Origin of the sequence: Noviluteimonas lactosilytica (assembly GCF_020866925.1) — a bacterium.
Lineage (GTDB): Bacteria > Pseudomonadota > Gammaproteobacteria > Xanthomonadales > Xanthomonadaceae > Noviluteimonas > Noviluteimonas lactosilytica.
Genome location: NZ_JAJGAK010000001.1, coordinates 835,964 through 858,268 on the forward strand (window position 1 = coordinate 835,964; position 22,305 = coordinate 858,268).

General features: G+C 67.7%; 20 protein-coding genes and 1 pseudogene. 6 read left to right on the forward strand and 15 right to left on the reverse strand.

Annotated features, from left to right (window positions below; all coding sequences use genetic code 11):
• Window positions 1-9 precede the first annotated feature (9 nt).
• A complete protein-coding gene (locus tag LK996_RS04125; protein ID WP_230525881.1) occupies window positions 10-1,191 on the forward strand; it encodes a dipeptidase in 1,182 nt (393 codons plus the stop codon).
• 79 nt (window positions 1,192-1,270) lie between these two features.
• On the opposite strand, the gene LK996_RS04130 is transcribed toward LK996_RS04125, so the two are convergent.
• Window positions 1,271-1,486 carry a 30S ribosomal protein THX gene (locus LK996_RS04130; RefSeq protein ID WP_230525882.1) on the reverse strand — a complete coding sequence of 72 codons (216 nt, stop codon included), beginning with the start codon at window positions 1,484-1,486 and terminating at the stop codon, window positions 1,271-1,273.
• Window positions 1,487-1,565: 79 nt separating this feature from the next.
• On the reverse strand, window positions 1,566-1,973 hold the full coding sequence (locus LK996_RS04135; protein WP_230525883.1) for a MerC domain-containing protein: 408 nt from the start codon (window positions 1,971-1,973) through the stop codon (window positions 1,566-1,568).
• A gap of 98 nt (window positions 1,974-2,071) precedes the next feature.
• Here LK996_RS04135 and LK996_RS04140 point away from each other — a divergent pair, with 98 nt between their 5' ends.
• Entirely contained in the window at window positions 2,072-4,087 is a 2,016-nt protein-coding gene (locus LK996_RS04140) for a TonB-dependent receptor (protein WP_230525884.1), read from the forward strand.
• 94 nt (window positions 4,088-4,181) lie between these two features.
• Here the strand turns inward: LK996_RS04140 and LK996_RS04145 are convergent, their stop codons facing one another.
• Together LK996_RS04145 and gltX are read right to left on the reverse strand one after the other, a co-directional pair.
• Window positions 4,182-4,667, reverse strand: a complete 486-nt coding sequence (locus LK996_RS04145; RefSeq protein ID WP_230525885.1) for a transcriptional repressor — start codon at window positions 4,665-4,667, stop codon at window positions 4,182-4,184.
• A 9-nt stretch (window positions 4,668-4,676) separates the two neighbouring features.
• A complete protein-coding gene (gene gltX, locus LK996_RS04150) occupies window positions 4,677-6,083 on the reverse strand; it encodes a glutamate--tRNA ligase (protein WP_230525886.1) in 1,407 nt (468 codons plus the stop codon).
• A 165-nt stretch (window positions 6,084-6,248) separates the two neighbouring features.
• On the opposite strand from gltX, the gene LK996_RS04155 reads away from it, so the two are divergent.
• Complete coding sequence (locus LK996_RS04155; protein WP_230525887.1) at window positions 6,249-6,971, forward strand: UDP-2,3-diacylglucosamine diphosphatase; 723 nt, start codon at window positions 6,249-6,251, stop codon at window positions 6,969-6,971.
• Here the strand turns inward: LK996_RS04155 and LK996_RS04160 are convergent, their stop codons facing one another.
• From LK996_RS04160 to serA, 6 genes are read right to left on the reverse strand one after another with little or no spacing between them, the layout of a single operon-like run.
• Window positions 6,972-7,802 (reverse strand): ferritin-like domain-containing protein, encoded by an 831-nt coding sequence (locus LK996_RS04160; RefSeq protein WP_230525888.1) that lies wholly within the window; start codon window positions 7,800-7,802, stop codon window positions 6,972-6,974.
• 4 nt (window positions 7,803-7,806) lie between these two features.
• Window positions 7,807-9,276, reverse strand: coding sequence for an amidophosphoribosyltransferase (gene purF / locus LK996_RS04165; protein ID WP_230525889.1), 1,470 nt, complete (start codon window positions 9,274-9,276; stop codon window positions 7,807-7,809).
• 19 nt (window positions 9,277-9,295) lie between these two features.
• The gene (locus LK996_RS04170; RefSeq protein ID WP_230525890.1) at window positions 9,296-10,309 is read right to left on the reverse strand and encodes an SPOR domain-containing protein; all 1,014 of its coding nucleotides are present in this window, start codon (window positions 10,307-10,309) and stop codon (window positions 9,296-9,298) included.
• A 44-nt stretch (window positions 10,310-10,353) separates the two neighbouring features.
• The gene (gene folC, locus LK996_RS04175) at window positions 10,354-11,646 is read right to left on the reverse strand and encodes a bifunctional tetrahydrofolate synthase/dihydrofolate synthase (protein WP_230525891.1); all 1,293 of its coding nucleotides are present in this window, start codon (window positions 11,644-11,646) and stop codon (window positions 10,354-10,356) included.
• Window positions 11,647-11,666: 20 nt separating this feature from the next.
• Window positions 11,667-12,311, reverse strand: a complete 645-nt coding sequence (locus LK996_RS04180; protein WP_230525892.1) for a histidine phosphatase family protein — start codon at window positions 12,309-12,311, stop codon at window positions 11,667-11,669.
• 4 nt (window positions 12,312-12,315) lie between these two features.
• On the reverse strand, window positions 12,316-13,878 hold the full coding sequence (serA, locus tag LK996_RS04185) for a phosphoglycerate dehydrogenase (protein WP_230525893.1): 1,563 nt from the start codon (window positions 13,876-13,878) through the stop codon (window positions 12,316-12,318).
• A gap of 188 nt (window positions 13,879-14,066) precedes the next feature.
• On the opposite strand from serA, the gene LK996_RS04190 reads away from it, so the two are divergent.
• Window positions 14,067-14,462: a DUF3224 domain-containing protein gene (locus LK996_RS04190; RefSeq protein WP_230525894.1), complete on the forward strand. Its 396-nt coding sequence runs from the start codon at window positions 14,067-14,069 to the stop codon at window positions 14,460-14,462.
• A gap of 19 nt (window positions 14,463-14,481) precedes the next feature.
• Here the strand turns inward: LK996_RS04190 and LK996_RS04195 are convergent, their stop codons facing one another.
• Window positions 14,482-14,889 carry a hypothetical protein gene (locus tag LK996_RS04195; RefSeq protein ID WP_230525895.1) on the reverse strand — a complete coding sequence of 136 codons (408 nt, stop codon included), beginning with the start codon at window positions 14,887-14,889 and terminating at the stop codon, window positions 14,482-14,484.
• A 173-nt stretch (window positions 14,890-15,062) separates the two neighbouring features.
• Window positions 15,063-17,204: a S46 family peptidase gene (locus LK996_RS04200; RefSeq protein WP_230525896.1), complete on the reverse strand. Its 2,142-nt coding sequence runs from the start codon at window positions 17,202-17,204 to the stop codon at window positions 15,063-15,065.
• 103 nt (window positions 17,205-17,307) lie between these two features.
• Here LK996_RS04200 and tdh point away from each other — a divergent pair, with 103 nt between their 5' ends.
• The gene (tdh, locus tag LK996_RS04205; protein ID WP_230526828.1) at window positions 17,308-18,330 is read left to right on the forward strand and encodes an L-threonine 3-dehydrogenase; all 1,023 of its coding nucleotides are present in this window, start codon (window positions 17,308-17,310) and stop codon (window positions 18,328-18,330) included.
• 4 nt (window positions 18,331-18,334) lie between these two features.
• A complete protein-coding gene (gene kbl, locus LK996_RS04210) occupies window positions 18,335-19,537 on the forward strand; it encodes a glycine C-acetyltransferase (protein ID WP_230525897.1) in 1,203 nt (400 codons plus the stop codon).
• A 42-nt stretch (window positions 19,538-19,579) separates the two neighbouring features.
• Here kbl and LK996_RS04215 read toward each other — a convergent pair whose 3' ends face one another.
• The 3 genes and pseudogenes from LK996_RS04215 to LK996_RS04225 form a co-directional block, all read right to left on the reverse strand.
• A complete protein-coding gene (locus tag LK996_RS04215; protein WP_230526829.1) occupies window positions 19,580-20,305 on the reverse strand; it encodes a pseudouridine synthase in 726 nt (241 codons plus the stop codon).
• A gap of 126 nt (window positions 20,306-20,431) precedes the next feature.
• Window positions 20,432-20,923, reverse strand: a pseudogene (locus LK996_RS04220) (hypothetical protein); the annotation flags it as partial.
• Window positions 20,924-21,068: 145 nt separating this feature from the next.
• Window positions 21,069-22,178, reverse strand: a complete 1,110-nt coding sequence (locus LK996_RS04225; protein WP_230525898.1) for an OmpA family protein — start codon at window positions 22,176-22,178, stop codon at window positions 21,069-21,071.
• Window positions 22,179-22,305 lie beyond the last annotated feature (127 nt).

A 22,305-nucleotide genomic window follows, 5' to 3' on the forward strand; every position in this document is an offset into this window, starting at 1 on the left:
GAGTGAGTGATGCGTCGTTTTGCTTTTGCCGTGCTCGCGTTGAGCATCGCCGGTAGCCTGCATGCCAGTGAACCCACCGACGTCGCGAAGAAACTCGCGCAGGATGCGGTGATCGTCGACACCCACATCGACGCGCCGGAGCTGGCGCTGGACGAATGGCACGACCTGGGCAAGCGCACGCCCGAACGCGAGTTCGACTATCCGCGTGCGCGCGAAGGCGGACTCGACGTCGCGTGGATGTCCATCTACACCTCGCACGATGCGGACGAAACGGGCAAGGCCTGGACGCTCGCCAACAACCAGATCGATTTCGTCACCTCGCTCGCCACGCATCATTCCGACAAGTTCGCATTGCTGCTGTCGCCGAAGGACGTCGACAGGCAGCGCGAAGGCGGCCGCGTGCTGCTGCCGATGGGCATGGAGAACGGCGGCCCGATCGGCGACGACATCAAGAACGTCGAATTCTTCTACAACCGCGGCATCCGCTACATCACGCTCGCGCACGGCGGCAACAATCGCATCAGCGATTCGTCGTACCAGCGCAAGGGCAAGTGGGGCGGCCTGAGTCCGTTCGGCGAACAGGTCGTCAAGGAAATGAACCGCCTCGGCATCATCGTCGACGTCTCGCACCTGTCCGACGAAGCGGTGCGCGACATCCTGAAGCTCACCGACGTGCCGGTGATCGCGAGCCATTCGGGCATGCGCCACTTCACGCCGAACTTCATGCGCAACATGGACGACTCGCTGGCGAAGGAAGTCGCCGCGCATGGCGGCGTGATCCAGATTTCCTTCGGCACCGTGTTCCTCGATGCCGATGCGGCGAAGGCGTTCGACACGCGCCGCTGGACGCTGGAAGACATGAAGGCCGCGGGCAAGTCGCAGGCCGAGATGGAAGCGTGGGCCGACCAGTGGAAGAAGGACCACCCTGCCCCGGTGCTGCACACCGATGCGGTCGTCGACCAGATCGACCACGCGGTGAAGCTGGTGGGCATCGACCACGTCGGCATCGGTTCGGACTTCGACGGCGTCAGCGGCGAGTTGCCGGTCGAACTGAAGTCGGTGGCGGATTTCCCGAACCTCGTCGACGGGCTGATGAAGCGCGGCTACAAGGACGCGGACATCCGCAAGATCCTCGGCGGCAACATGCTGCGCGTGTGGGGCGAGATCGAGGCGAAGGCGCAGCGGAAGTAAGCGCCCGTTTTCCGTCGTCGCCCGAAAAGCAGAAGCCCCGCGAAAGCGGGGCTTCTCGTTTCCGGCGCTGGTGCGTCGGTTATTCCTTCGCGGCAGTCTTCTTCGCCACGACCTTCTTCGCCCCGCCGGCGGCAGTGCCACCAGCGACCTTGGCGGCGGCAGTCTTGGTCGCGGTCTTCTTCACCGCCGGGCCCGCGGCCGTGCCGGTCGCCTTGGCCGCGACGTTCTTGCGCGCGTTGCCGTAGCTGGCGTTGTAGCGCTTGCCCTTGGCGGTCTTGCGGTCGCCCTTGCCCATGGATCTGCTCCTGAATTCGTCTGAGTTGCGTTGTTGAAACTGCGCGCACCTTGCGCGCGAGGCCGCAAAGCCTAGCAGATCAGTGGGCGCAGCTGGCGCTGTGCACGTGGACCAGGCGCAGGTTGGCGAGGTGGGCCATGCCGACCAGGGAGCCACCGAGGGTCATGATCAGCGCGTGCGGGACCAGCGCGTGATGCAGCGGCTCGTAGAGGACGCCGAACCACAGCGCCGCGAGGCCGAGCGTCAGCAGGCCGACGGCGCGCACCGCGCCGTGGCGGCGATACCCCCACAACACGCTGAAAGCGCCCAGCAACGACGCGAACACCACGAAACCGCGTTCGAAGCCATCGCCCAGCCACGTCGCGATGCCGAGCGCGGGCAACGCCGCGATCGCGATCGGCAGCAGCGCGCAGTGCATCGCGCACAGCAGCGAACCGGCGGCGCCGAAGCGATCGAGCAGGCGATGGGAGCGTTGGGCGGGCGACATCACTGAATCGTTGGGGTCGTGACTTCCGGGCCAAGCGGGGGACTCGTTGAAACAATATAACATTGCCCGTCAAGAACAGATCACCCGACCAGACCCTCATGATTCGACGCCCGCGCCTGAACCCGCTCGCCTGCGCCCTCCTGCTGAGCCTGCCCCTCCCCGCCTTCGCCGTTGACCCGGTCGAGCCGATCGACACGCCGCCGACTGCGCAGGACTCGCAGGACCGCCACGGGCACGAGACCGAGTTCAAGGCGGTCGAGATCCAGGGCCTGGTGCTGCCGACGACCGCGGACGAGATGACCCGGCCGGTCGAGGTGCTCTCGGGCGAGCGGCTCGATGAAGCGAAGGCCGCGACGCTCGGCGAAACGGTCGGCAAGTTGCCGGGCGTGCAGTCCTCGTATTTCGGACCCGGCGTCGGGCGCCCGATCGTGCGCGGCTTCGACGGCGCGCGCGTGCAGGTGCTCAGCGACGGGCTCGGCTCGGGCGATGTGTCGACGGTCAGCGCCGATCACGCGGTGTCGATCGAGCCGTTCCTCGCCGACCAGATCGAAGTGCTGAAGGGTCCGGCGACGCTGTTGTACGGCAGCGGCGCCATTGGTGGCGCGGTGAACGTCGTCGACGGACGCACGCCGGAAGCGTTGACCGACGAGCCGCTGCAGGGCCGCGCCGAACTGCACGCGGGCACGGTCAACGACGAACGCACGGGCATGGTGCGCGTCGACGGCAGCACCGACACGTTCGCACTCCATGCCGATGCGCTCCACCGCGAAACCGGCGATGTCGACACGCCCGTCGGCACGCTCGGCAACACCGCGATCCGCACCGACAGCGCGGCACTCGGCGGCTCGTGGATCGGCGAGCGCGGCTTCGTCGGCGCGAGTGCGTCGCTGTATTCGACGATGTACGGCATCCCCGGCACGGAAGACGAAGGCGGCGTTCGCGTCGACATGGACCAGCGCCGCACGGAAGTGCGCGCGGGCGCCGACGACATCGGCCCGTTCGCCAGCGCGCGCCTGAAGCTCGCACGCACTGAATACGAACACGTCGAACTCGAAGGGAGCGAAGTCGGCACGCGCTTCGACAACACGTCGAACGAAGGCCGCCTCGAATTCGTGCATGCGCCAGTCGGAGGCTGGAATGGCGCATTCGGCCTGCAATGGGGCAATCGCGACTTCTCCGCGGTGGGCGAAGAGGCCTTCGTGCCGAGCACGCGTTCGCGCGATGCGGGGTTGTTCTATATCGGCAATCGCGACTTCGGCGACGCGTGGCGGCTGGAACTCGGCGCGCGCGGCGACCGCAACGAGATCGACGCCGATGCCGCGACGGCGATCGGGCCCGATCGCACGTTCGACACTGCGAGCTTCTCCGCGGGCCTGCGCTTCAACGCCACGGAAGACCTCCACTTCGATCTCGGCCTGGATCGCGCACAGCGCGCACCGACCGCAGAAGAGTTGTATTCCAACGGCACGCACGTCGCGACGCAGAGCGTCGAGCTCGGCCAGCCGAACCTCGACGCCGAAACCGCGAATCGCGCGGAACTCGGCGTGCATTGGCACGCGGGCCCCATCGAACTCGCCGCATCGATTTACCACGTGCGCTACGACGACTTCATTTACCTGCTCGACACCGGCGCACTCGGCGAAGAAGACCTGCCGATCCGCCAGTGGTCGCAGGCCGACGCACGATTCAAGGGCGCGGAAGGCGAACTGACCTGGCACGTCGCCGACAACGCGACCGGCGCGTGGGACTGGCGCTTCTACGGCGACCTGGTGCGCGCATCTCTCGCGGGTGGCGGCGACCTGCCGCGCATCGCGCCGGCGCGCTTCGGTTCGGAGCTGCGCTGGGAACTCGGCGGATGGCGCGCATCGCTCGGCGCGTTGCGCGTGGATGCGCAGGATCGCGTGGCGGCGTTCGAAACGACGACGCCGGGTTACACGCTGGTCGACGCGCACATCGCATGGCATCTCGACACGAAGCACGAGAACGCGTGGGAAATCTTCCTCGACGGCAGCAACCTGCTCGACGAAGAAGCGCGCGCGCACACCTCGTTCCTGAAGGATGTCGCGCCGCTGCCGGGGCGCGGGGTCAACTTCGGCGTGCGGACGTTCTTCTGAGTGCAAAAACAGAAAAACAGGGGTCAGAGCACAATTATCCGCTTGTGATAATTGTGCTCTGACCCCTGTTTTTCGTGCTCTGACCCCTGTTTTTCTAGCTCTTGTTTTTGCAATCGGCGCAGACGCCGTGCACTTCGAGCGTCTGCGCCTGCGGCGCGAAGCCCAGCGCGCGCGCCGACGCATCGAGCGACGACACGATCGACGCGTCTTCCAGTTCGGTCGCCGAGTGGCAGGTGTCGCAGATCAGGAACGGCACCGCGTGCGCTTCCGCGCCCGGGTGGTGGCAACCGACGAAGGCGTTGATCGACGCGAGCTTGTGCACGAAGCCGTTCTCGACGAGGAAGTCGAGCGCGCGATACACGGTCGGAGGCGCGGCGGCGCCGTGCGTCGCCTTCATGCGATCCAGGAGTTCGTACGCCTTCAGCGGTCGACCCGCATCGGCGATCAAGCGCATCGCGGTCGCGCGGATCGGCGTGAGGTTGAGGCCGCGCGCTTCGCACGCGCGCTCGACCTCGTGCACGAAGGCGTCGCCGTCGTGGACGTGGTGCGCGGGATCGGTGCAGGTGGCGTGCTTGCCCATGTCCTTGATTTAGTCCCCCGTGGGGACCTTTGCAAGGGCTGCGTCGATGCGGCGCAGCGCCTCGGCCTGGCCCGCGAGATAGACGGTCTGCGAGATGTCGGGGCTCACCTGCGTGCCGGTGATCGCCACGCGCAACGGCTGCGCGACCTTGCCCATGCCGATGCCGAGCGCTTCGGCGGTCGCATGCAGGGCCTGGCTCACCGACTCGGCGGACCACGCGCCCAGCGCCGCGAGGCGTTCGCGCGCGTCGGCGAGCGGCGCGCGCGCGGCGGCATTCAGGTGCTTCGCCACGGCGGCTTCGTCGTACGTGGTGAGCGGACCGAACCACACGCCGGCGCGCTCCGCCATGTCCTTCAGCGTCTGCACGCGATCGCGCATCGCGAGCACGATGTCGGCGGGCGACGGGCCGTTCGCGAGGTCGTAACCGGCCGCGCGCAGGTGATGTTCGAGATGCTTGCCGACGTCGGCCGGATCGTCCGACTTCAGGTACTGCTGGTTGAGCCAGCCGAGCTTCTGCGAATCCAGGCGCGACGCCTTCGCGTTGACGTCCTTCAGGTCGAACAGCGACTTGAGTTCGTCGACCGAGAAGATTTCCTGGTCGCCGTGCGACCAGCCCAGGCGCGCGAGGTAATTCAGCAGCGCATGCGGCAGGTAACCGGCGTCGCGGTATTGCATGACGTCGGCCGCGCCGGTGCGCTTGGACAACTTCGCGCCCTGCTCGTCGAGGATCATCGGCAGGTGCGCGAAATGCGGCACGGGCTTGCCGAGCGCGCGATAGATGTTGATCTGGCGCGGCGTGTTGTTGACGTGGTCGTCGCCGCGCACGACATCGGAGATCTGCATGTCGACGTCGTCGACGACGACGGCGAAGTTGTAGGTCGGATAACCGTCGCTGCGGAAGATCACGAGATCGTCGAGTTCGCTGTTGGCGATCTCGATGCGACCCTTGACCTTGTCTTCCCACACGACGGTTCCGTCGAGCGGGTTCTTGAAGCGGATCACGCGGTTCGGATCGTCGCGGAAGCCCGCGTTTTGTTCGCGATACGCGCCGTTGTAACGCGGCTTCTCGTTCGCGGCCATCGCGCGCTCGCGCATCGCCTCGAGTTCGTCCTTCGTTTCGTACGCGTAATACGCGGTGCCGTCGGCGACCATCTGCTCGGCGACTTCCTTGTAACGCGCCAGGCGCTGCGTCTGGTAGATCGGGCCTTCGTCGTAACCCAGGCCGAGCCAGTCCATCGCCTCGAGGATCGCGTCGATCGCCGCCTGCGTGCTGCGCTCGCGGTCCGTGTCTTCGACGCGCAGGACGAACTGCCCGCCGCGGCGGCGCGCTTCGAGCCAGCAATACAACGCGGTGCGCGCACCGCCGATGTGGAGGTAGCCAGTCGGGCTGGGGGCGAAGCGGGTGCGGACGGCCATATGGGGGGTAAGCGGGGGGGCGAAAGTCGAACGATTTTACGCCATCTGGTGGAGGAGCCCCTTTTAGTAAAAGGGGCGCGCGTCAGCGGGGGATATTGGCTTGCAACCCGTAGTCCAAAGTTTGCGTAGCAAACTTTGGTGGTCATGAGCCGCATAATGCGGCCCATGACCACGTTGTTCATTTCGGACCTCCACCTCGACGGTGAGAGGCCCGCCATCACCGATTTGTTCGGGCGCTTCCTCGAGGAGGAAGCCCGCGGCGCCGATGCGCTCTACATCCTGGGCGACCTGTTCGAGGCCTGGGTGGGCGACGACGACCCATCGGACGTCGGCGCGTTCGTCGCCGATCGCCTCGCGGCGCTCGCGCGCGCCGGCACGCCGACTTACTTCATCCGCGGCAATCGCGACTTCCTGCTCGGCAGCGAGTACGCGAAGCGCGCGCGCATGCGCATCCTCAACGATCCCGCGGTGGTGATGCTCGAAGGCGCGCCCGCGGTGTTGATGCACGGCGACACGCTGTGCACCGACGACGTCGCCTACCAGGCATTCCGCACGCAGACGCGCGATCCGAAATGGCAGGCGCAGTTCCTTGCGCAACCGCTCGCCGCGCGCCTCGCGTTCGCGCAGCAGGCGCGCGCGGCGAGCAAGGCGCACCAGTCGGGCCTGAAGAACGAAGGCCTGATGGAAGCGATCACCGACGTCGCGAAAGCGACGGTCGACGCGACGATGTCGCGTTTCGGCATCCCGCGCCTGATCCACGGCCACACGCACCGGCCGAAGGTGCACGACGAGGCGCACGGCACGCGCATCGTGCTCGGCGATTGGTATGAGCAGGGGTCGGTGTTGCGGGTGGATGGCGAGCGCGCGGACCTCTCCGCGCTCGCCTGATCAAGGCTGGCGCGCCTTCGCGTCGAGTTGCTGCAGCGTCGCGAGTTCTTCGTCGTCGAAGCCCGCCGCACTGCGCGCCTCGACATTGAACGGACCATAGAGCACCGGCCGCGCGTACTCGGTCAGCAAGTCGCGGAACTTCGCGCGCGGCTCGCAGCCGTGTACTTCGCAGCACCAGCGGAACCAGCGCGACCCCGCGGCGACGTGCACGACTTCTTCGCGCAGGATCACTTCGAGGATGTCGGCGGTCGCGTCGTCGCTGAGCGCGCGCAGCTTTTCGATCATGCCGGGCGTGACGTCGAGGCCGCGCGCTTCGAGCACGCGCGGCACCAGCGCCATGCGCGCGAGGGCGTCGTGCGCGGTCTTTTCGGCCATCTCCCAAAGGCCGTTGTGCGCGTCGAAATCGCCGTAATCGTGGCCGAATTCCTGCAGGCGCGCGCGCAGCATCGCGAAGTGGCGCGCTTCGTCGGCGGCAACGTTCACCCAGTCGCGGTAGTAGTCGGCGGGAAACTGGCGAAAGCGATACACCGCGTCCCACGCCAGGTCGATCGCGTTGAACTCGATGTGCGCGACGGCGTGGATGAAGGCGGCGCGGCCTTCGTTCGAACCGAAACCGCGACGCGGCAGTTCGCGCGGATGCACGAGGCGCGGGCGCGCGGGGCGGCCCGGCATGCGGATCGGATCGGGTTCGCGCTCGTCGTCGAGCGACGCGAACTTGCCTTCGGCGAAGTCCGCGGCCGCCTGCGCGGTGCGTGCGAGTTTGTCCTCGGGCGTGTCGGCGTCGAGACACGCGCGCGCTGCGTCGAACAGCGACCCGATGGTCGATCCCATGGGATCAGGACGCGACGCGGCGCTTCTTCTTCGCGTCGTCGGAACGCATCTGGCGGATGCGTTCGAAGTAATCCGGGTCGATGCCGGTGACGTACTCGCCGCTGAAGCACGAGCTGTCGAACTTGCGGCCCGGATGCTTCGGACCGGCGACCGCGCTCTCCAGGTCCGCGAGGTCCTGGTAGATCAGCCAGTCGCAGCCGAGCATCTGTTCGATCTCGCTTTCCGTGCGGCCATGCGCGATGAGCTCTTCGGACGACGGCATGTCGATGCCGTACACGTTCGGATAGCGCACCGGCGGCGCGGCGGACGCGAGATAGACCTTCTTGGCGCCCGCGTCGCGCGCCATCTGCACGATCTGGCGCGAGGTGGTGCCGCGCACGATCGAGTCGTCGACCAACAGCACGTTGCGGCCGCGGAATTCGAGCGGGATCGGATTGAGCTTGCGCTTCACCGACTTCGCGCGCTCGCCCTGCCCCGGCATGATGAAGGTGCGGCCGACGTAGCGGTTCTTGATGAAGCCCTCGCGGTACTTCACGTTGAGTACGTTGGCGATCTCGAGCGCGGAGTCGCGCGAGGTGTCGGGGATCGGGATCACCACGTCGATGTCGTGGTCCGGACGCAGGCGCAGGATCTTTTCGCCGAGCGTCACACCCATGCGCATGCGCGCCTTGTGCACCGAGATGTCGTCGATCATCGAGTCGGGGCGCGCGAAGTACACGTACTCGAAGATGCACGGCGTGAGTTCGGCCGGCGCGGTCTGCTGCGCGTGCAGTTCGCCGCGCGCGGTGATGACGACCGCTTCGCCCGGGGCGATGTCGCGCAGGCGTTCGAAGCCGAGCACGTCGAGGGCGACGGATTCGGATGCCACGCAGTATTCGTCGCCGGTCGGCGAGGTGCGCTTGCCGAGCACGAGCGGCCGGATGCCGTGCGGGTCGCGAAACGCGACCAGGCCCAGGCCCAGCACCGAACACACGACGGCATAGCCGCCCTTCGCGCGTCGGTTGACGCCTTCGACCGCCTTGAACACGGCCTGCGGGGTGAGCGCCTTCTGCGTGTCGAGCTCGTGCGCGAACACGTTGAGCAGCACTTCGGAATCGGATTCGGTGTTGACGTTGCGGCGGTCCTGTTCGAACACCTCGCGACGCAACGCGTCGGTGTTCACCAGGTTGCCGTTGTGCGCGAGCGCGATGCCGTACGGCGAGTTGACGTAGAAGGGCTGCGACTCGTCCTCGCCCTCCGAACCGGCCGTGGGATAGCGGCAGTGGGCGATGCCGACCTTGCCTTCGAGCAGCCGCATCGACTCTTCGTCGAACACGTCGCGCACCAGGCCGTTGCCCTTGTGCACGCGCAGCTTGTGGCGATCCGCGGTGGCGATGCCCGCCGCGTCCTGGCCGCGGTGCTGCAGTACGGTCAGGCCGTCGTACAGCTGAGCCGCGACTTCCGAGGTTCCGACGATTCCGACGATGCCGCACATGGGATGGGGGATTCCTGCTTCAGGGGTGCGGCCGGACGATCCCGTCCAGGCCCACCTTGGATTTGACCTGCGCCTTCAGTTGGTCCGCTTCGGCGCGATTCAAGACGGGACCCACGCGCACGCGCGTGAGGGCGCCCTTGTCGGTGTTCACCACTTCGGTGAAGGCGCTGAAGCCGGCCGCGCGGAGCTTGTCGCGCAGCGCATTGGCGTCGGCGGATTTGCTGAACGCGGCGAGCTGGACGGCGAAGCCCGTGTTGGAAGCGGCCGCGGCAACGGGCTTCGCGGTGTCGGGCTTGGCGGCGAGGGGCTTCGGTGCTTCGGGCTTCGGAGCGGCCGGCTTGTCGGCGGGCTTGGCGGCGGCGACGGTCTTCGCGTCGGCCGCGGATTCCGCATCGAGCGCGACCACGCGCGCACCGACGTCGTCGCGCACGTGCGCGGCGCGCAAGCGCGCGTCTTCGGCCTGGGGTCGCGTGGCGAACGGACCGATGCGCACGCGCTGCATCGTCTTGCCGCCGACGGTCGCAGCTTCGCGATACGCGGGTAATTGCGAGGCGCGGAGCGAGGCGATCAGCTTGTCGGCCGCGGCGGCGGTCGCATAGCTGCCGAAGTGCACGGCGTAATTCCCGCCCGCGGTAGGCGCGGGGAACATCGCTGCGGCAGCGGGGGCAGTCGCAGGCTTCTGTTCGGGGAGCGGCTGCGTGGTGGCCGCGGCGGTCTGCGGCAGCGTGGCCACGGTCGCGGGCGCGGCGCTGGCGACCGTCGCGACATCGTTCGCGGGCGCAGGCGTTGGCGGTGCGTTCGTGGGCGGCATGTTCTCCATGCCGAGCGCGCCTTCCGCGGGCGCGCCCTCGGGCGCGACCAATGGCAGGTCGCGCGTCTCGAACTCGCCTTGCGGCGCGCTCGGTGCATCGAGGGGCACGTTGGCCACGCCGCTTTCGGGCGCGGGGCCCTGGACCAGCATGGGAAGGAAGATCACGGCCAGCGCGACAAGCACGGCTGCGCCGACGAGGCGCTGTTTCAGTGCGGGTTCCATCGAGGGCGGTTGGACCGGCGACCGGGCGACGTTGCCGGACGCGATTATAGCCTTCGCGATTCGCTCCCTTCTGAACCCAGGGCACGCATCGCCTCGCCGACGGTGTGGAAAGAGCCGAACACGAGGACCCGGTCGCCCGCCTTCGCCGCGGAAAGTGCGGCGGCAAGCGCTTCGGCGACGGTCGCGTGGCGTTCGCCCGCCGCGGCCGCGGTGCCCTGCAAGCGCTCGGCGAAGGTCTCGACCGCGAGCCCGCGCGGCCCCGCTTCGGGCAGCCCCGCGAGGAACCACGCGTCGATGCGCGCGGCCAGCGCCCCGACGACGCCCGCGGTGTCCTTGTCCGCCAGCGCGCCGTAGACCGCGAGCGTGCGGCCTTCGACCGGCGCGGCTTCGAGCCATTCGGCCAGCGCGCGCGCGGCCTGCGGGTTGTGCCCGACATCGAGGACGACATCGCCGCGCTCGTGCGCGATCCGCTGCAGGCGCCCGGCCACGTGCGCGCCGGCGATGCCTTCGGCGATGGCCGCGCGTGTCATCGGGATGTCGAGCGCGCGCAACGCCGCGATCGCCGTGGCCGCGTTGCGCATCTGCACGGGCGCGGCGAGCGCGGGCATCGGCAGGTCGAGTTCGAAGTTCACCTCGCGCCAGCGCCACTGCCCGTTGTCGAGCGGATCGAAGAAGAAGTCGCAGTTCGCACGGATCGCGGAGGCGCCGATGCGATATGCATGGCCGAGCACGGACGACGGCGGATCGTCCTCGCCGAGTACCAGCGGCTTCCAGCCGCGCGCGATGCCCGCCTTCTCCTTGCCGATCGTCTCGCGGTTGTCGCCGAGCCAATCCTGGTGGTCGAGGTCGACCGTCGTGATCACCGCGACATCCGCATCGACGATGTTCACCGCGTCGAGGCGGCCGCCGAGGCCGACTTCGAGCACCGCGAGATCGAGGCCCGCGTGTTCGAACAACCACAGCGCGGCAAGCGTGCCGTACTCGAAGTACGTCAGCGGCGTGTCGCCGCGCGCCTGTTCGACGGCTTCGAACGCGTCGACGAGCGGCGCGTCGTCGACGTCGTGCCCGTCGATGCGCACGCGTTCGTTGTAGCGGAGCAGGTGCGGCGAGGTGTACGTGCCCACGCGCAGGCCGGCGGCGCGCGCGATCGATTCGAGGAAGGCGACGGTCGAGCCCTTGCCGTTGGTGCCGGCGACGAGGATCGCGCGTTCGGCCGGCGCGACCAGGCCCATACGTTCGGCGACCGCGCGCACGCGATCGAGGCCGAGCGCGATGTCCTGCGGATGCTGGCGTTCGATGTAGGCCAGCCAATCCTCGAGAGAGCGTGGTGGGTTCATGCCGCCATTGTCGCGCGTCGTCACAGCGCCCGGTGCACCGCTTCGCCGAACAGTGCGGTGTGGTGCGTGGCATCGTTCATGCGCACGACATCCAGGTGGTCGACGTCGTCGCCTTCGAGCAGGTTGAGCGTGGTCGGCGCCTGGCGGAACGTCCACAGGCGCGACAGCGGCAGGCCCATGACCTTGCACAGCAGCACGCGATTGACCGCGTCGTGCGCCACGACCAGCAACGTGTCGTGCGCGCCGAGGCCTTCGGTCGCGCGCTGGAGCGCGGGCCACGCGCGATCGATGACGTGCTGCAGCGATTCGCCTTCGGGCATCAGCACTTCGTGCGGCGAATGGCGCCACGCCGCAAGGCGATCCGGATCGCGTTCGCGGATCTCCGCGGCGAGCAGGCCTTCCCACGTGCCGTGCGCGATTTCCATCAGGCCGGCATCGGTCGTGAGCTTGCCGACGCGGTCTTCGCCGAGCGCGAGTTCCGCGGTGCGTAGCGCGCGCTTGAGCGGCGAGGCGACCGCGCGATCGATGTGGACGTGACGCAGGCGTTCGCCGAGCGAGCGCGCCTGCGCTTCGCCCACGTCGGACAGGGGAATGTCTTCCTGTCCCTGGTAGCGGCCTTCGGCATTCCACGCGGTTTCGCCATGGCGGGCGAGCAGGATTTTCATCGCGTCAGACCTGTTGCAGCGAGAGCACGCCGGGCGTGGCGCGCAGGGTGGCGAGTTGCGCGTCGTCCAGCGGCTGGTCGACGGTGATGGCGGCGCGCGCCTGGCCGTCGCCCGCCGCGCCGAGCGCGAAGTTCACGATGTTGATGCCGGCCGCGCCGAGTTGCGACCCGACGGTGCCGATCATGCCCGGCCGGTCTTCGTTGCGCAGCAGCAGCACATGGGACAGCGGGTCGAATTCGATCTCGACACCGTCGAGCCGCACGACGCGCGGGCCGCGATGCAGCGTCGCTTCGATCTCGCGCGCGCGATCGTCGCCTTCGACGCGGATCCGCAGCAGGCGGTCGAATCCGTCGCTGTCGCCACCGATCGTCTCGGCGACCACGAGCCCGCGTGCGCTCGCTTCCTGCAACGCGTTCACGGGCGTCACGCGACCGGAGTGCGTGCCGAGCAGCGCGCACACGAGCAGGCGCGTCAGCGGGCGCGTGTCGAGCGCGTCGGTGCGTCCGGCATAGGTCACGGTCAATCTGGTCGGCGCGGGCACCAGGCGCGCCGCGAGGCGCCCGAGTGCGGACATCAGCGGCATCCACGGACCGACTTCGCGCGCGGCTTCGGCGGTGAGCGGCGGCAGGTTGACGCAGCCGGCAACCGCGCCGGTCGCGACGAAATCGATGACCTGCCGCGCGAGGATCGTGCTCACCGCCTGCTGGGCTTCGCTCGTCGAGGCGCCGAGGTGCGGCGTCAGGATGAGCTTCGGATGCGGGCGCAACGGCGAATCCGCGGGCAACGGCTCGGTCGCGAACGTGTCGAGCGCGGCGCCCGCGAGGTGGCCTTCGTCGAGCAGGCGCAGCAACGCCGCTTCGTCGACGAGCCCGCCGCGCGCGGCATTGATGAGGTACGCGCCCTGTTTCATCGAACGCAGGCGCGCGTCGTTGAGCAGGTGCGTGGTTTCCTTCGTGCGCGGGATATGCAGCGTGACGATGTCCGCCCACGCGAGCAGATCGTCGAGCGTCTTCAGCGGCACGCTGCCCTTCCCCGCCGCCGACGGCGGGAGGAACGGATCGTACGCCGCGACTTCCATGCCGATGCCCTGCGCCTTGCGCGCGACCGTGCCGCCGATGCGACCGAGGCCGATGACGCCGAGCTTCTTGCCTTCGAGCTCGAAGCCGGTGAGGCCGGCCTTCGGCCATTGGCCGGATTTCATGCCGGCGTCGGCGCGCGGAATGTGGCGCGCGAGCGCGAACAGCAGCGACAGCGCGTGTTCGGCGGCGGCGAGCGTGTTGCCGTCGGGCGCGTTCATCACCGCGATGCCCTTCGCGGTCGCGGCGTCGACGTCGATCGTGTCGACGCCTGCGCCCGCGCGGCCGATCACGCGCAGGCGTCGCGCGTGCTCCAGGGCCGACGCGGGAACCTGCGTCGCGGAGCGCACGAGCAGCGCGTCGACATCGGCGATGGCGGCGGCGAGGTCGTCGGGATTCTTGATGGGTTCGGCGACGGCGACGTCCCAGCCGGCAAGGCGGAACAGCTGCAAACCGTCTTCATGGATGCCATCGCAGGCCAGCACTTTCATTCGCACGCTCCGATGAGGAAAGGGAGCGCGGACAGCCTTGCGAGCCGGCGGTGCGGTGGAAACGGACGGAGCCCGCCCACGGGTGAAGCCATTGGAACCTGTTGCGTGTCGGAAAACGGGGCCGGCTGGCATGGGAATCCGCGACACGACGAGCCTACCATGCGCTTCCCTCCCCGGAGCAATCCCCCATGACGCATCAGGCCAAGGGCACGTTCGAAGTGAAGCGCAGCGCGGAACCGGCGCTCGACATGGGCGAAGGCGTGGAGGCCGGGCACTTCCGCTTCGACAAGACGTTCGACGGTCCGCTCACCGCGACGAGCGTCGTGCACATGATGGCGGCGATGACCGACACGCCCGGCTCCGGCGCATACGTCGCGATCGAACGCCTGCGCGGCACGCTCGACGGTCGCAGCGGTACGTGCCTGTTCGCGCACCTGGGCGTGATGGAAAAGGGAACGCCGTCGCTGCAACTCGCCGTCGTGCCCGACTCGGGCAGCGACGGCTTCGAAGGACTGCGCGGGCGCATGGCCATCGACATCGTCGATGGGCAGCACTTCTACACGTTGGACTACGCGTGGGAATAGCGCCGGGGTTCCCGAGCGCTCAATAGATTTCGACTGACAGCTGCACGCCGAGTCGCGCGAGGTCGGCAAGCAGGTCCGGCTCCATGACGAAACCCGTCGACGCTTTCACGTCGACGAAGACGCCGACGAACAACTCGACGACGCCGCCGGTCTTGCGAATTTCCTGGATGGCCGCTTCGCGTGGGCCAAGCGTGCCAAGCAGGCGCGCCATGCCCTCGGTGAACCAGCCCAACTCTTTCGGGCCGATGTCGAACGTGCAGAACGACTCGCGATTGATGCCGAGATGGCGGCCGTCGGAAGCGAATCGGGGTTCGCCGACGCTCCTCGAAACCTTCGGCTGCAACTCCAGTGACGCAGCGATCCACGCGCTCGGCCATTCCGGATGACGCACGCGAAGCGAGATCACGTATGCGTGGTGTACCAGCATGCTGCTGTCTCGATGCGGTCGGCGGATTCGAACCAGTAGGTCACGCGCTGCGTGACGTCCACCGGGCCGATCCGGAATTCGCACCGAAAGTTCACTTGATTCGATTGGCAGCGTAGGAGCGCCCCACGAGGGGCGCTCCAAGCGAAGCGGCTTGGTGTTGCTGGCGCGCGCGCTTACTCCGCCGGCAACTGCATTTCCTGCAGCAAGTGCGGCGCCGGGTACACCTTGGCGAGCAGCCAGCGCAGGTAGCGCATGTCGACGTGGATCGCGCGCTTGAAGCGCGGGTCATACATCCAGCTCGCGCTCACCGCTTCCCAGTTGCTGTCGAAGTTCAGGCCGATGAGCTTGCCGTCGGCATCCAGCACGGGCGAACCGGAATTGCCGCCGGTGGTGTCGAGGTTGGTCATCAGGTTGACGGTCTGCGTCTTCAGCACCGGATCGGCGGTGGTGCCGAAGTCGCCCTTCGCGATCGCCTCGCGCAACGGCTTCGGCGCATCGAACGGCTTGACGCCCGTGTGCTTCTCGACGATGCCCTGCACCGTGGTGAGCGGGCGATAGTCGACGCCGTCACGCGGCGACATCGGGGTGATGCGGCCGTAGCTCACGCGCAGCGTGGAGTTCGCGTCGGGGTAGATCGCGCGGCCCTGCGACTTGTTGTACGCGGTCAGCGCGCGCATGTAGGCGGGGCGCAGGCGCAGCAGTTCGCCTTCGCGCTGCTTGCCCTCTTCCTCGATGCGCAGGTACGCGGGCAGCAGCGTTTTCGCGGCGACGAGCATCGGGTCGGTGCTTGCGGCGACGTTCGCGTCGTTCAACGTCGCCAGGCGCATGGCTTCGTCGCCGAGCTTCGTGCCGGCGTACAGCGCGTCCAGCTTCGCTTTCGCCTCCGCGTCGGTGGTGCCGAACACGCTGTCGAATTCCGGCAGGCGCTGCGCGGCCGGCAGCGCGCGGTACTGCGCGAGCAGATGCGCGAGGATCGCCTTCTCGACCTCGGGCGCGTAGCGACGCTGCACCTGCTTGAGCTGGCCGGCGATCAACGCTTCGTCGCGTTCCTGGTAACCGGATTCGCGCGCGGCGTCGGGCCTGGTGCGTTCGATGGCACGACGCTGCACGGTGAGCGAAGCACGCAGCAGCTGGGTGAACGAACGGATCGCGGCGACGATCTGGTCGCGGTCGCGCATCGCCGCCGCATCGCGCAGCAATGCCTGCGCGGCGTCGATGTCGCGACGCTGCACGGCGCCGTCGGGTTGCTTGCCGAGCCACGCGAACAACGCGGCTTCCTGTTCGTTGCGCACGCGCACCGCGTCGCTGCGACGCAGGCCGTCGAGTTCGCCCTGCGCGCGCTTGAGGTTGTTCTTCAGCCCCTGCACCTGAGAGGCGTAGGCGACCTTCGCGTTCGCATCCTTCGCGGCGGCGGCGTCGATCGTGTCGATGACGCCGTCGAACAGCGCGACGCGCGACGGCAGCTGCCACTCGATCTGGTTCGCGAACTCCGGCGCCATGCGATGGCGGAAAGTCACGCCCGGATAACCGGCGAGCATCGCGAAGTCGCCGTCCTGCACGTGGCGCGTCGACACCTGCAGATGCGCGGGCGGCGCGTACGGCACGTTGTCCGGCGAATACTCGGCGGGCTTGCCGTCCTTGCCGACGTAGGCGCGCAGCAACGTGAAGTCGCCCGAGTGGCGCGGCCACATGAAGTTGTCGATCTCGTCGCCGTAGTTGCCGATCGCATCCGGCGGCGCGTACACGAGGCGGATGTCGCGCAGTTCGAGCTGCCTGATCAGGTAGAAGTCGCTGCCGTAATCCATGTTCGCGACGCTGCAGCGGAAGCCGGCTTCGCGTTCGCAGTCGGCGACGGCGGCCTTGGTCGCCGTGTCGATGGCGTCGAAGTACGCGCGGCCCTGCTTGCCGCGCGCATCGGCGAGGATGCGGTCGGTGATGCGGTCGAAGCCGGTCGTGACGAGCACGCGGAAGTCGGGGTTCGCCGGGAGTTCGCCCGCGCGGTCGGCGGCGACGAAGCCGTTGGCGATGAGGTCGCGCTCCGGCTTGCTGTTGTACTGGATGACGCCGAACGCGACATGGTGGTTCGTCAGCACCAGGCCGTCCTTCGAGACGAAGGCGCCGGTCGCGCCACCCACCTTCACCACCGCGTTCATCGGCGCGCGGGTGAGGTCGGCGAGTTGCTTCGGATCGCCTTTGAAGCCGGCGGCGCGCAGCTGCGATGCGATGTCGGGGAGCTGCGAGGGCATCCACATGCCTTCATCGGCGTGGGCGGTGGCGGCGCACAGCAGCAAGGGGGCGATCAAGCGACGACGCATCGGCAACGGGCCTGTGGATGAAGGGCCCGCGAGTATAAGCGGCCGCCCCGGCGGCCTATAATTCCGCCCCTCTTCCGTACGGTTCGGGCTCGACATGACGATGATGAAGGCGCTGGTGAAGCGCGAGGCGACCAAGGGCATCTGGATGGAGCAGGTCCCGGTCCCCACCCCCGGCCCGAACGAGGTCCTGATCCGCCTCGAGAAGACCGCCATCTGCGGCACCGACCTCCACATCTACCTGTGGGACGAGTGGAGCCAGCGCACGATCAAGCCGGGCCTGGTGATCGGCCACGAGTTCGTCGGCCGCATCGTCGACCTCGGCCCCGGCGTGTCGGGCTACAAGGTCGGCCAGCGCGTGTCGGCCGAAGGCCACATCGTGTGCGGCCACTGCCGCAACTGCCGCGCCGGTCGCCAGCACCTGTGCCCGAACACCGTGGGCATCGGCGTGAATCGCAACGGCGCGTTCGCCGAGTTCATCGTGATGCCGGCCAGCAACCTGTGGCCGATCCCCGACCAGATCCCGAGCGAGCTCGCCGCGTTCTTCGATCCCTACGGCAACGCCGCGCATTGCGCGCTCGAGTTCGACGTCGTCGGCGAAGACGTGCTGATCACCGGCGCCGGCCCGATCGGCATCATCGCCGCAGGCATCTGCAAGCACATCGGCGCGCGCAACGTGGTGGTGACCGACGTCAACGACTATCGCCTGAAGCTCGCCGCCGACATGGGCGCGACGCGCGTGGTCAACGTGTCGAACACCTCGCTCAAGGACGTGATGGCCGACCTGCACATGGAAGGCTTCGACGTGGGCCTGGAAATGAGCGGCAACCCGCGCGCGTTCAACGACATGCTCGATTGCATGTACCACGGCGGCAAGATCGCGATGCTCGGCATCATGCCGAAGGGCGCGGGCGCCGACTGGGACAAGATCATCTTCAAGGGCCTCACCCTGCACGGCATCTACGGTCGTCGCATGTACGAGACCTGGTACAAGATGACGCAGCTGGTCCTCGGCGGTTTCCCGCTGGGCAAGGTGCTCACGCACCAGCTGCCGATCGATTCGTTCCAGGAAGGTTTCGAACTGATGGAATCGGGCAAGGCCGGCAAGGTCGTGCTCTCGTGGAATTGACGGCATGAACGACATCTCCCTCACCTCGCGCTACAGCGATACGCTCGCCGAGATCCGCGACGCCGGCCTGTTCAAGTCCGAACGCATCATCACCAGCCCGCAGTCGGCGGAGATCACGCTCGCCGACGGCCGCACGGTGCTGAACTTCTGCGCGAACAACTACCTCGGGCTCGCCAATCATCCGGACGTCATCGCCGCGGCGAAGGATGCGCTCGACACGCATGGCTTCGGCATGGCGAGCGTGCGCTTCATCTGCGGCACGCAGGACCTGCACAAGCAGCTCGAGAAGACGATCGCGGATTTCTTCGGCACCGAGGACACGATTCTCTACGCCGCGTGCTTCGACGCGAACGGCGGCTTGTTCGAGCCGCTGCTCGACGAGAACGACGCGATCATCTCCGACGCGCTCAACCACGCCTCGATCATCGACGGCGTGCGCCTGTGCAAGGCCAAGCGCTATCGCTACGCCAACAGCGACATGGCGGACCTCGAAGCGCAGTTGAAGCAGGCGAAGGCCGACGGCGCGCGCACGATCATGATCACGTCCGACGGCGTGTTCTCGATGGATGGCTTCATCGCGCCGCTCGACGAGATCACCGCGCTCGCGAAACAGTACGGCGCGCTCGTGCACATCGACGAATGCCATGCGACCGGCTTCCTCGGGAAGACCGGCCGCGGTTCGGCCGAGGTGAAGGGCGTGATGGACAAGATCGACATCTTCACCGGCACGCTCGGCAAGGCGATGGGCGGCGCGCTCGGCGGCTTCACGACCGCGAAGCGCGAAGTGATCGAACTGCTGCGCCAGCGTTCGCGTCCCTACCTGTTCTCCAACTCGCTGCCGCCGCACGTGGTGGCCGCGGGCATCAAGGCGTTCGAGATGCTTTCGTCGGCTGGCGAACTGCGCGGGCGTCTCGCACAGAACACGACGTATTTCCGCGAGCGCATGACGGCCGCCGGCTTCGACATCAAGCCGGGCGTGCATCCGATCGCGCCGGTGATGCTGTACGACGCACCGCTGGCGCAGAAGTTCGCCCAGCGCCTGCTCGAGGAAGGCATCTACGCGATCGGGTTCTTCTTCCCGGTCGTGCCGAAGGGCCAGGCGCGCATTCGCACGCAGATGAGCGCGGCGCACACGCGCGAGCACCTGGATCGCTGCATCGATGCGTTCGTGCGCATCGGGCGCGAACTGGGCGTCATCAAGGCCTGACGTTGTCTCCCTCCCCTGCTCGCAGGGGAGGGCCGCGTGGGATCACGCGAGCGCGGCGACTTCAGCGCGCGTCAACGGACGCCACGCGCCCTTCGCAAGTTCACCAAGCGCCAACGCGCCGATCGAAACCCGGATCAGCCGCAGCACACCGATCTGCTGCGTGGCGAGCATCCGCCGGATCTGCCGATTGCGACCTGCGTCGAGCACGATCTCGAGCCACGCGTTGCGTTCGCCCGCGCGGAGCAGCGTCGCGGATTTCGCACGCAGGAATTCGCCCGCGTCCACGACGCCTGCGCGCAACGTTGCGAGCACGACCGCATCGGGGATCCGGTCGACCTGCACGTGATAGGTCTTGTCGGGGCCGGCCGCCGGGTCGGCGATGTGCGCCGACCACGCCGGATCGTTGGAAAACAGCAGCAACCCTTCGCTCGCCTTGTCGAGCCGGCCGACCGGTGCGATCCACGGCAGCCCCGCCCCATCGAAACAGCGGTACACGGTGTCGCGGCCCTGCTCGTCGCGCGCCGTCGTGACCAGGCCGCGCGGCTTGTTGAGCATCACGTAGTGGCGCTCCGGCGCCGCATCGAGATCGCGACCGTCGACGGCGATGCTGTGCTTGCCGGCGATCGTCGGGAATTCGGGATCGCGCACGACGCGCCCGTCGACGCTGACGCGACCGGCGCGGATCCATTCGGCCGCCTGCGTCCGCGAACACACGCCGCGCTTCGACAGCGCGCGTGCGAGGCCGTGGCGGGGCGCCGGTAGTGCCAGCGTCGGTTACTGCGCGCCGTCGGGCTTGGCCGGCGGCGTCGCGGGCGCGGTCGCAGGCGTGGTGGACGGCGCAGGCTGCGTGCCCGGCGCTTCGCCGGCGGGCGTCGTCGTAGCGGGCGTCGCCGACGTGGACGCAGCGGCAGGGGCCGCTATCGCGGGAGCCGCGGCAGCACCGCCGCCCTTCGCCACGCGCACACCGCGCGCCTTCATCCACTGGTCGAATTCTTCGGCGGTCATGCGCTTGCCGTTCTGGTTCATGTCGAACCGCCACGGCGTATTGTCGAACTGCGTCTGCGGCTTGTAGGTGGCCGGATCGATGACGCCGTTCGCGGGCGACGCCGCGGGCATCGCATTGGCGACGCTGCGGCAACCCTCGAGCTTGATGCGGAACAACACGTTGTCGACCGTCTGCGCTTCGTCGAACGCCTGCGCGAGCACGCCGGTCGGTGCGCCGAGCTGATGGCTGGGGACGGTCAGCTCAGGCGACAGCGCAGGCAACACCGTCGGCTGGATCGGCAAACCGCGCGGCGCGGTCGCCATCGAACAATTCGCGGGAACCTGGGCATGCGCGACGCCTGCCATCGCCAACAATCCGAGTGCTACGAGCGCGTTTCGCATGACATTCCTCCCGAGTTCGTCGGAAGTGTAGGCATCGCTTCCGTATCGAACAACCGAAAAGTAACGAATCGTGCGTGACGCAGCCCAGAAAAAAAGAAGCCCGGCGCGAGGCCGGGCTTCTTCGTAACGCGTGTTGCCGTCGAGCTTAGTTCTGGACGTTCAGCTCGGTGCGGCGGTTGCGCGCACGGCCTTCCGGATTGTCCGAACCGTCTTCGTTGGTGTTCGGCGCAATCGGGCGGCTCTCGCCGTAACCGACCGGACCCACCAGGCGACCGGCGTCGATGCCGTTGCTCGTCAGGTAGTCGTACACGGCCTGGGCGCGACGCTCGGAGAGCTTCTGGTTGTATTCGTCGGTACCGACCGAGTCGGTGTGACCGGCGACTTCAACCTTCAGTTCCGGATAGCGCTTCAGGATTTCCACCGCTTCGCCGAGGATCTGGACCGCATCCGGACGCAGCACCGACTTGTCGAAGTCGAAGTTGACGCCCTTCAGGTCGATCGTGACCGGCACCGGGCAGCCGTCCGGACCGATGGTCTGGCCAGCCTGCGAACCCGGGCACTTGTCGTCGCAGTTGTTGACGCCGTCGCCGTCGTCATCCTGGTCGGCGCACGACGGGGCGGCCGGGGCCGGCGGGGCCGGCGGGGCCGGTTCCGGACCAAGCGCCACGGTCAGGCCGACCGAAGCGAGCAGATCGGTGAAGTAGTCTTCCTGCGCGTTGGCCGGACGAGCCTGCTCGTCGTCGAAGTCGATGCGCGTGCCGACTTCCGTGCGGAGGTCGACGCGACCGAAGTCGAACTGCAGACCGGCGCCGAGGTTGACGGCGAAGTTGTTGTCTTCGTGCTGGCGCGGGTAGCCGTCGGCCGGCGGCGGCAGGGTCGGGTCAGCGATGAACTCTTCTTCATGACGCTGCCAGCCCAGGCCACCACGCAGGTAGGGCCACCACTTCGAATCGGCGTTACGGAAGTGATAACGCGCGTCAGCCGAGACGCCGTACTGGCTCCAGAACAGGTTCGGGTTTTCCGACTTGTCGGGGTTCTGGTAGTTCAGTTCCATCTCGACAGACCAGTTCGGGTTCAGGAACTTGCCGAAACCCAGCGTGCCGAAGATGGAGTCTTCGGTGTCACGGTCCGTGTCCTGGAAGTTCACGCCCGTCGAGCCCGCCACGTACCAGCGGTCGTCGAAGGTCTGCGCGGAAGCCGCCTGCGCGACGCCGAGGCCACACAGAAGCGCGGCGCAGAGGAGTTTCTTGTTCATGTTCAGCTCCTTGATCAGGGTAAAGAAACCAACGCTATTTCGATTTCAGACGGCCGCATTCCGCACGGCATCTAGGCCAACCTAATTCGGGCCGCATGAAGGCCTTGTTAACGCTAACATAACTTTC